Annotated in this window: 6 protein-coding genes; 4 read left to right on the top strand and 2 right to left on the bottom strand. The window is 47.7% G+C overall.

What is annotated here, in order from left to right:
- Positions 1 to 52 precede the first annotated feature (52 nt).
- A complete protein-coding gene (locus HMPREF2955_RS08275; protein WP_070722570.1) occupies positions 53 to 1,300 on the bottom strand; it encodes an ABC transporter permease in 1,248 nt (415 codons plus the stop codon).
- Positions 1,301 to 1,511: 211 nt separating this feature from the next.
- A complete protein-coding gene (locus HMPREF2955_RS08270; protein ID WP_070722568.1) occupies positions 1,512 to 2,729 on the bottom strand; it encodes a pyridoxal phosphate-dependent aminotransferase in 1,218 nt (405 codons plus the stop codon).
- Between the two features lie 154 nt (positions 2,730 to 2,883).
- Between HMPREF2955_RS08270 and HMPREF2955_RS08265 the strand changes: the two genes are divergently transcribed.
- From HMPREF2955_RS08265 to HMPREF2955_RS08250, 4 genes are all read left to right on the top strand, one after another.
- A complete protein-coding gene (locus tag HMPREF2955_RS08265; protein WP_070722566.1) occupies positions 2,884 to 3,402 on the top strand; it encodes a DUF4494 domain-containing protein in 519 nt (172 codons plus the stop codon).
- Positions 3,402 to 4,076 (top strand): YggS family pyridoxal phosphate-dependent enzyme, encoded by a 675-nt coding sequence (locus HMPREF2955_RS08260; protein WP_070722564.1) that lies wholly within the window; start codon positions 3,402 to 3,404, stop codon positions 4,074 to 4,076. The genes HMPREF2955_RS08265 and HMPREF2955_RS08260 overlap by 1 nt, the downstream gene beginning before the upstream one ends.
- 190 nt (positions 4,077 to 4,266) lie before the next feature.
- Positions 4,267 to 5,304: a UDP-glucose 4-epimerase GalE gene (galE, locus tag HMPREF2955_RS08255; RefSeq protein ID WP_070722563.1), complete on the top strand. Its 1,038-nt coding sequence runs from the start codon at positions 4,267 to 4,269 to the stop codon at positions 5,302 to 5,304.
- Between the two features lie 669 nt (positions 5,305 to 5,973).
- Entirely contained in the window at positions 5,974 to 6,423 is a 450-nt protein-coding gene (locus tag HMPREF2955_RS08250; protein WP_070722561.1) for an SMI1/KNR4 family protein, read from the top strand.
- Positions 6,424 to 7,310: the final 887 nt, after the last annotated feature.

The following is a 7,310-nucleotide window of genomic DNA, read 5'->3' as shown; positions in this document are numbered from 1 at the left end:
TTCACCTTTTCACCCTTTCACCTTTTCACCTTTCCTATCTTTTCCCCTTTCCTCATTCGTATCTCATCGACGTTGCTGGGTTTATCTTCGACACCAAATAGCTAGGCGCAATAAGCACAAAGACGCTGATGAGCAGTGTTGCCACGTTGAGTAAGAGCCATACAAGCAGGTTAAACTCTACGGGAACCGTGCTAACGTAGTAGGTGGCAGGGTTTAACTTCACCAACCCCGTGTAGTGTTGCAGGGCGATAAGCCCCATGCCGATGAGGTTTCCGATAAACATTCCCTTGCCAATGGTAAACACTGCAAACCAAAGAAAGGTGCGACGGATGGTTACATTGCGCGCACCAACGGCTTTAAGGATGCCTATCATGGCCGTACGCTCTAAAATAATGATGAGCAAACCCGAAATCATGGTGACACCTGCAACGGATAACATCAGTCCGAGAATAATCCAGACGTTAAGATCCAACAAATCGAGCCACGAGAATATCTGTGGGTTCATCTCTTGAATGGTTTGCGACGAATAAGTCTCACCATATCTGTCGACAGTGCGGTTCACCTTGTTTACCACACGCGCAGCCGTGTCGTCAAGTCGGTCGAAATCGTCGACCGTGAGTTCGGCTCCGCTAGCTTGGTCAGTCTCCCACGCATTTAGTTTCACCGCAGTATATAGGTCGATGAAACATGTCACCTTATCGTATTGCGAAAGGTTGGTTTGGTAGATGGCCGCAACGCTGAACCGCCTAGCCTTTACCCCCGTGTTGTCGATGAAGTAGGCAAAGACTTTGTCGCCCAGTTTAAGGTTCAGCTGGTCGGCAATGGCCTGCGAAATCACCAATTGTTGTTTCCCCAAACTATCGGAGAAGTGCGGAATGGCACCCGCAACGAGGTGTTGATGAATGAAAGTGGTATCGTAGTCGGCCGCTATTCCCTTGAAGGCCACGCCAAGAAAATCGCTATTGGTTTTAAGTATGCCTTGTTTTATGGCAAAACGTTGAACATGGCGCACGCCAGGGATGTCACGCAACACCTTCAACATCGAGTCGCCCATCTGTATGGGGTATTGTTCGGATGCTTGAAGGGTCATGAAGTTGGCCACTTGTATATGGCTACCAAAGCCAACCACCTTGTTACGAATGGTATGCTTAAAGCCGAAAACAACGCTCACCGATACCAACATCACCGCCAACCCCACGGCAACGCCAGCAATGGCAATGCGTATGGCTGGGCGGTCTACCCGCGTTTTGTCGGTGTTATTGGCGTAAATGCGCTTGGCTAGGAAAAAGGGTAAGTTCACAAGTTGATAAGTTTACGAGTTTACGAGTTGACGAGTTGACGAGTTCACAAGTTCACGAGTTCACAAGTTGACGAGTTGATGAATTGAGAGCCGACGAGTTCACAAGATGATGGGGCGACAAGCTGACGGGTTGACAAGTTAACGAGCAAACAAGTTCGTGGTAAAACATCTTTTCACCTTTTCACCCTTTCACCCTTTCACCCTTTCACCTTTAAAGTTCCTTCCGTTCATCGTCAACGCGCCCAGGATACACTTCAAGAGCCTTGCGCAATATCATCAACGCACGTTTCAGGTCTTCTTTTTTCAGCACATAGGCAATGCGCACTTCGTTATATCCAGCGCCTGGTGTGGTGTAAAAACCTGCGGCAGGAGCCATCATCACCGTTTCGCCTTCGTAGCTAAACTCTTCTAAACACCAGCGACAGAACTTCTCACAATCGTCAACGGGCAACTTTGCTACGGTGTAAAAGGCCCCCATAGGGATGGGCGAGAACACGCCAGGTATGCGATTCAGCCCATCAATAAGGCACTTCCTACGTTCAACGTACTCTTCGTACACGCCACGGAAATAGTCGTCGGGCGCATCGAGCGACGCTTCGGCCACGATTTGCCCCAGCAACGGCGGCGAAAGTCGGGCTTGACAGAACTTCATCACCGTCGCCCGCACCTCGGCGTTCTTCGTGATAAGCGCGCCGACACGCACCCCACACTCGGAATAACGTTTCGAAACGGAATCGATAAGCACCACATTATTCTCTATCCCTTCCAAATGACAGGCACTAATATAGGGCGAACCTGTGTAGATATACTCGCGATATACCTCGTCGGAGAACAGGTAAAGGTCGTATTTCTTCACCAAATCGCGTATCTGGTTCATTTCGCTACGCGTGTAAAGATAGCCTGTCGGGTTGTTGGGATTGCAGATAAGGATGCCCTTTGTGCGCTCGTTTATCAGTTCTTCAAACTTTTCCACATTGGGCAACGCAAAGCCATCCTCTATGGATGTGGCCACGGTTCGGATGGTTGCACCCACAGATATGGCAAAGGCCATGTAGTTGGCGTAGGCCGGTTCGGGTATAATGATTTCATCGCCGGGGTTCAGGCAGGACATGAAAGCAAAGAGCACGGCCTCCGAACCGCCCGTTGTAACGATGATATCGTCGGGCGTCACGTCGATGTTATACTTCTTATAATAGGTGGTGAGTTTCTCTCGGTACGATTGGTAGCCTTGCGAGGGAGAGTATTCAAGTACCGAGCGATCGATGTTCTTCAAGGCGTCGAGACCTACTTGCGGCGTGGGCAAATCGGGTTGTCCGATGTTTAAATGATAAACTTTTGTTCCTCTGGCCTTTGCTGCAACGGCCAACGGAGCGAGTTTTCTAATGGGCGACTCTGGCATTTCCAGTCCGCGAACAGAGATTTCAGGCATAATGATTTTGTTTTATGGTGATATGCAAAGTTATCGAATTTAATCGAAACGCAATGCTTACATCGTAAGTTTATTTGAATAAGGTGCATTTTTTTTGCGCCTTACGGATTAATTTGTTACTTTTGCCAATAAAATCAATAGCAAAAGAAACAGCATGAGACAAAGAACGGCAGACTGGTTTGAAACTAAAATCAGGTACGACAAGACGATGGATGATGGCATGTTGAAACCCATTACCGAACAATACGTGGTAGACGCACTGAGCTTTACCGAGGCAGAAAACGCCATCATCGAAGAGATGTCGGCCTTTATCGCTGGCGACTTCAAGATTACGGGCATCAAACCCGCCCCTTATCACGAGGTGTTTTTCAGCGAAAACGACAACGACGACAAATGGTATAAGGCCAAACTGCAATTTATCACGCTAGACGAAAAGACCGAAAAGGAAAAGCGTTCGAACGTTAACTACCTGGTGCAAGCCGCCAGTTTGCAAGGCGCAGTAAAGCATATAGACAGCGTTATGGGCAACACCATGATTACATACGACATTGCCAGCGTTACCGAAACGCTCATCATGGACGTGTACGAGCATGTGGCAATAACGCAAAATGCCGCCGCCAACGACAAACCTGAATACGAAGAGGACAACCAAAACACCAAGGAGGCTGAATAATGGCTACCGATGTGGCAGGAAACTTAAAACGTGTGGTGCAGAGTTTGCCGCCCCACGTGCAGCTCGTGGCGGTGAGTAAGTTCCACCCCAACGAAGAATTGATGGCCGCCTACGAGCAAGGCCAACGCATCTTCGGCGAAAGTCAAGAACAAGAACTGAGCCGAAAGGCCGCAGAACTGCCCAAGGACATTGCCTGGCACTTCATCGGACACCTGCAAACCAATAAGGTTAAGTACATCGCACCCTACATCGACATGATTGAAGCGGTGGACAGCCTTAGGCTTTTACGAGAGATTAACAAGCAGGCCGAGAAGTGCGGCCGCGTTATCGACGTGCTACTCGAACTGCATGTAGCCCAAGAAGAAACCAAATATGGTTTCACGCCCGACGCCTGTCGCGAAATGTTGGCCAGCGGCGAGTGGCGCGAACTAAGCCACATTCGTATCTGCGGACTGATGACTATGGCCTCGAACGTTGACGACGAAGGGCAAATTCGTGCCGAGATGACCACCGCCTGGCGCTTTTTCGACGAAATTAAAAGCCAATACTTCGCCCACGACGATGCCTTTAAAGAACGTAGTTGGGGCATGAGCCACGACTACCCCATCGCCCTGCAATGCGGGAGCACGATGGTTCGCGTGGGAACGAACATCTTTGGCGAACGGCAATACTGAGACAAACGTGGCACTCCTGTTTGTCAACTTCTTCACTTGTCGACACATTAGCTGGTTAACTGGCCAATTCATTTACTTATCAAACGGCCAACTAGTGAGCCCGTGAACGGGTTAACTCGTAAACTGGTCAACTGGTCAACTCGTAAACTGGTCAACTTAAACATTAAACAACAAGCATAACACCAACACAATGAAACAGAAGATATTAGTTACAGGCGGAACCGGATTTATCGGTTCGCACACCACCGTGGAGTTGCAACAAGCCGGCTACGATGTGGTTATCGTAGACAACTTGTCGAACTCTAACGCCGAAGTTGTAGACGGCATCGAACAAATTACGGGCATCAGACCTGCTTTCGAGAAGGTAGACTGCTGCGACAAGCAAGCCTTGGAGGCCGTGTTTGCCAAGTACAAAGACATCAAAGGCATCATCCACTTCGCCGCATCCAAGGCTGTGGGCGAGAGTGTTGAGAAACCGCTGCTTTATTACCGCAACAACATTGTGTCGTTGCTCAACCTATTAGAACTGATGCCTGTATATGGCGTAAAGGGTTTCATCTTCTCTTCAAGCTGCACAGTGTACGGTCAGCCCACCAAAGCGCATCTGCCCGTAACCGAAGACGCACCCATCCAAGAGGCTTGCAGCCCTTACGGCAACACCAAGCAGATTAACGAAGAGATTATTCGCGACGACATTCACAGCGGCGCACCCATTAAGAGCGTCATCCTTCGCTACTTCAACCCCATCGGCGCGCACCCGTCGGCACTCATCGGCGAACTTCCCAACGGCGTTCCCAACAACCTTATCCCCTTTGTTACGCAAACAGCGATGGGCATCAGGAAAGAGCTGAAGATATTTGGAAACGACTACGACACGCCCGACGGCACATGTATTCGCGACTACATCTACGTGGTAGACCTTGCAAAGGCACATGTTAAGGCCATGCAAAGGGTACTAGACATGGACACCGAGCCAATTGAATACTTTAACGTGGGCACTGGCCGTGGCGTCAGCACATACGAAGTGGTAGACAAATTCGAAAAGGCCACAGGCGTAAAGGTTAATTGGAGTTACGCCCCACGTCGCGAAGGCGACATCGAAAAGGTGTGGGCCAACCCCGACAAAGCCAACAACGTGCTTGGTTGGAAGTCCGAGACCAGTCTTGAAGACACCTTGCGTTCGGCTTGGAACTGGCAATTGAAACTGCGCGAAAGGGGCGTGATGTAACCCACAACGCCCTCAACGCAACAACAATAACGCACAAAGGCGTGTTTTGTAAAGTCGCCATTGGGGAACGGAAGTGTACCAGGGCTATGCCCTTAAAACACATTTTTCACTACAACGAGTACTTTACCACGCACGCCTTTGTGCTTAAAATTTACCTCGCCCAAAAACGCTTAACGCCCCACATTAGGCCTTAACAGCAAACAAAACGCCACCAAAGCGTGTCACAAAACAGCCGCCAAACGGGCAAATCACGAGAACCTTTAAACAGTCATTTTCCAAATCGCAGCGCAATACGCAGACCATGTGGAAGAGGTTCCGCACGCCAATACGCAAGTGCGGCCGTAACGGATGGCGACCCGTGCCTTGCATCCAAAGTCAAAAGGCGCACGCTTTAGGTCGTGTTCCTATGCAATTTGACCCCTAAACACGGCTACGCTATCAGTTCGGCCCCTCCTTGTCTTTTAAGTTATACGCGGTTTTATCCTGCTTAACACAACGCCCTACCCTTTCATTGGGCAAGCGAATGATATTCCACATCAACCTAAAAGCTAAGGAAAGTCTTCAAAAAACAGCCTCAGAGTTGTTTAAAACCATATTCAGCAACAGCCTCTTCCTTGAACTAGACCCAAAGCTTGAACCATTTCGCACACACTTAAATATACGAGATATATGTTTACTAAATCATCAAAACCACTTACATTGGCAGACATCGCTGCCCTAGAAAAAACGTTAGGCATGCGCTCGCCCGCCGATTTTACGAACTTATACCTGCATGCTAACGGAGGTGTTGCAGACAAGAGCTATTACTATGTAGAAGAAGATGAGGGATTTGTAGAAGTGAGTTTTTTCATTCCCATAAACTATCCAAGCGATGAATTGGGCAATTTAGATGTGCTCAACAGCTATTTAAACCTCACAGACAAGGGCATCCCGAAAAGATACTTGCCCTTCGCCGTGGACTGGGGAGGGAATTACTTCGCAATAGACTTGGAGACAAACGAAGTGGTTTTGTTGCTAATGGACTTAGGGGAGTTTACAGACAGTTCTGTAAAACGCCTGTCAAGCAGTTTCTTGAACTTCATAAACGAACTGGAAGAAGAGGGTGACGAAGAGTGCTAGCGACTTACAGCAGTGCATTTGGCCACTTATGGCGTACCAAACGCAATGAGGGAGTTGGTGTAAAAGCCCTTATAGTTTCCTTGTTTTCCTCAACATGAAAGCTATCTTTCCCTACTCGCGTACGAATACAACGCACATACCTATGAACTCTCAAATTTGTAAACAGACCACCCCATAAACTTATGAACTAAATAAAAACTGATGAACTCATAAACCTACAAACCCATCAACTTACAAACCCGTCAAACCCCAAAACCATCAACCCAAAAACTTAAAATATTATTTTTTATTTTACAGCACCACTCAATTTTTCACTCCGTTCTAGCGAGAATATTAGCTAAAAAGTAGGTAAATTGCCACTATTTCCACCCTTCCACATCGTTTGTTTTGTCTGTTTTTAAGAACAAAACCTGCATTTTGCACCATTTTGCCTTTCTATTTTGATCGCCAACTCGTAATTTTTCAAGGCCAATTACCCACTTTTTACCCCCTAAAACCCCACTTTTTGACGATCATTTTGCCCTTTTCAGCCATATTTCCAACAAATCGAGAGGGTTTTATTTATACCATTTCAGCGCATTTTTATGCTTTTCATCTCGCATTTAGCAGCATTCCACCTTGCGTTTAGCACCAAAACGCACTGCGTTTAGCACCAAAACGCACTGCATTTAGCACCAAAACGCACTGCATTTAGCATCAAAACACACTGCGTTTTGCACCAAAATGCGCTGCGTTTTGCGGCATATTACAGTAAATTCAGCAATAAACACACCCTAAACGGGTGCAAATGGCGGTTATTATAAATAAAAATTCATTTTGTCGTCTTCACATACAACCCCCTTTTTGCATCAATACAAACCCTCGCGAGAATCGATTTTTTGCGGCAA

The sequence above is a fragment of the Prevotella sp. HMSC073D09 genome (genome assembly GCF_001814145.1).
Lineage (GTDB): Bacteria > Bacteroidota > Bacteroidia > Bacteroidales > Bacteroidaceae > Prevotella > Prevotella conceptionensis.
Note: the sequence above shows the minus strand (reverse complement) of the source record. Positions and strands in the feature narration are given on the sequence as shown.

Bases quoted from the DNA above. Each gene is read 5' to 3' on its own strand.
- HMPREF2955_RS08270 (WP_070722568.1), bottom strand. From the start codon at position 2,729: ATGCCTGAAATCTCTGTTCGCGGACTGGAAATGCCAGAGTCGCCCATT.
- HMPREF2955_RS08265 (WP_070722566.1), top strand. From the start codon at position 2,884: ATGAGACAAAGAACGGCAGACTGGTTTGAAACTAAAATCAGGTACGAC.
- HMPREF2955_RS08260 (WP_070722564.1), top strand. From the start codon at position 3,402: ATGGCTACCGATGTGGCAGGAAACTTAAAACGTGTGGTGCAGAGTTTG.
- galE (WP_070722563.1), top strand. From the start codon at position 4,267: ATGAAACAGAAGATATTAGTTACAGGCGGAACCGGATTTATCGGTTCG.
- HMPREF2955_RS08250 (WP_070722561.1), top strand. From the start codon at position 5,974: ATGTTTACTAAATCATCAAAACCACTTACATTGGCAGACATCGCTGCC.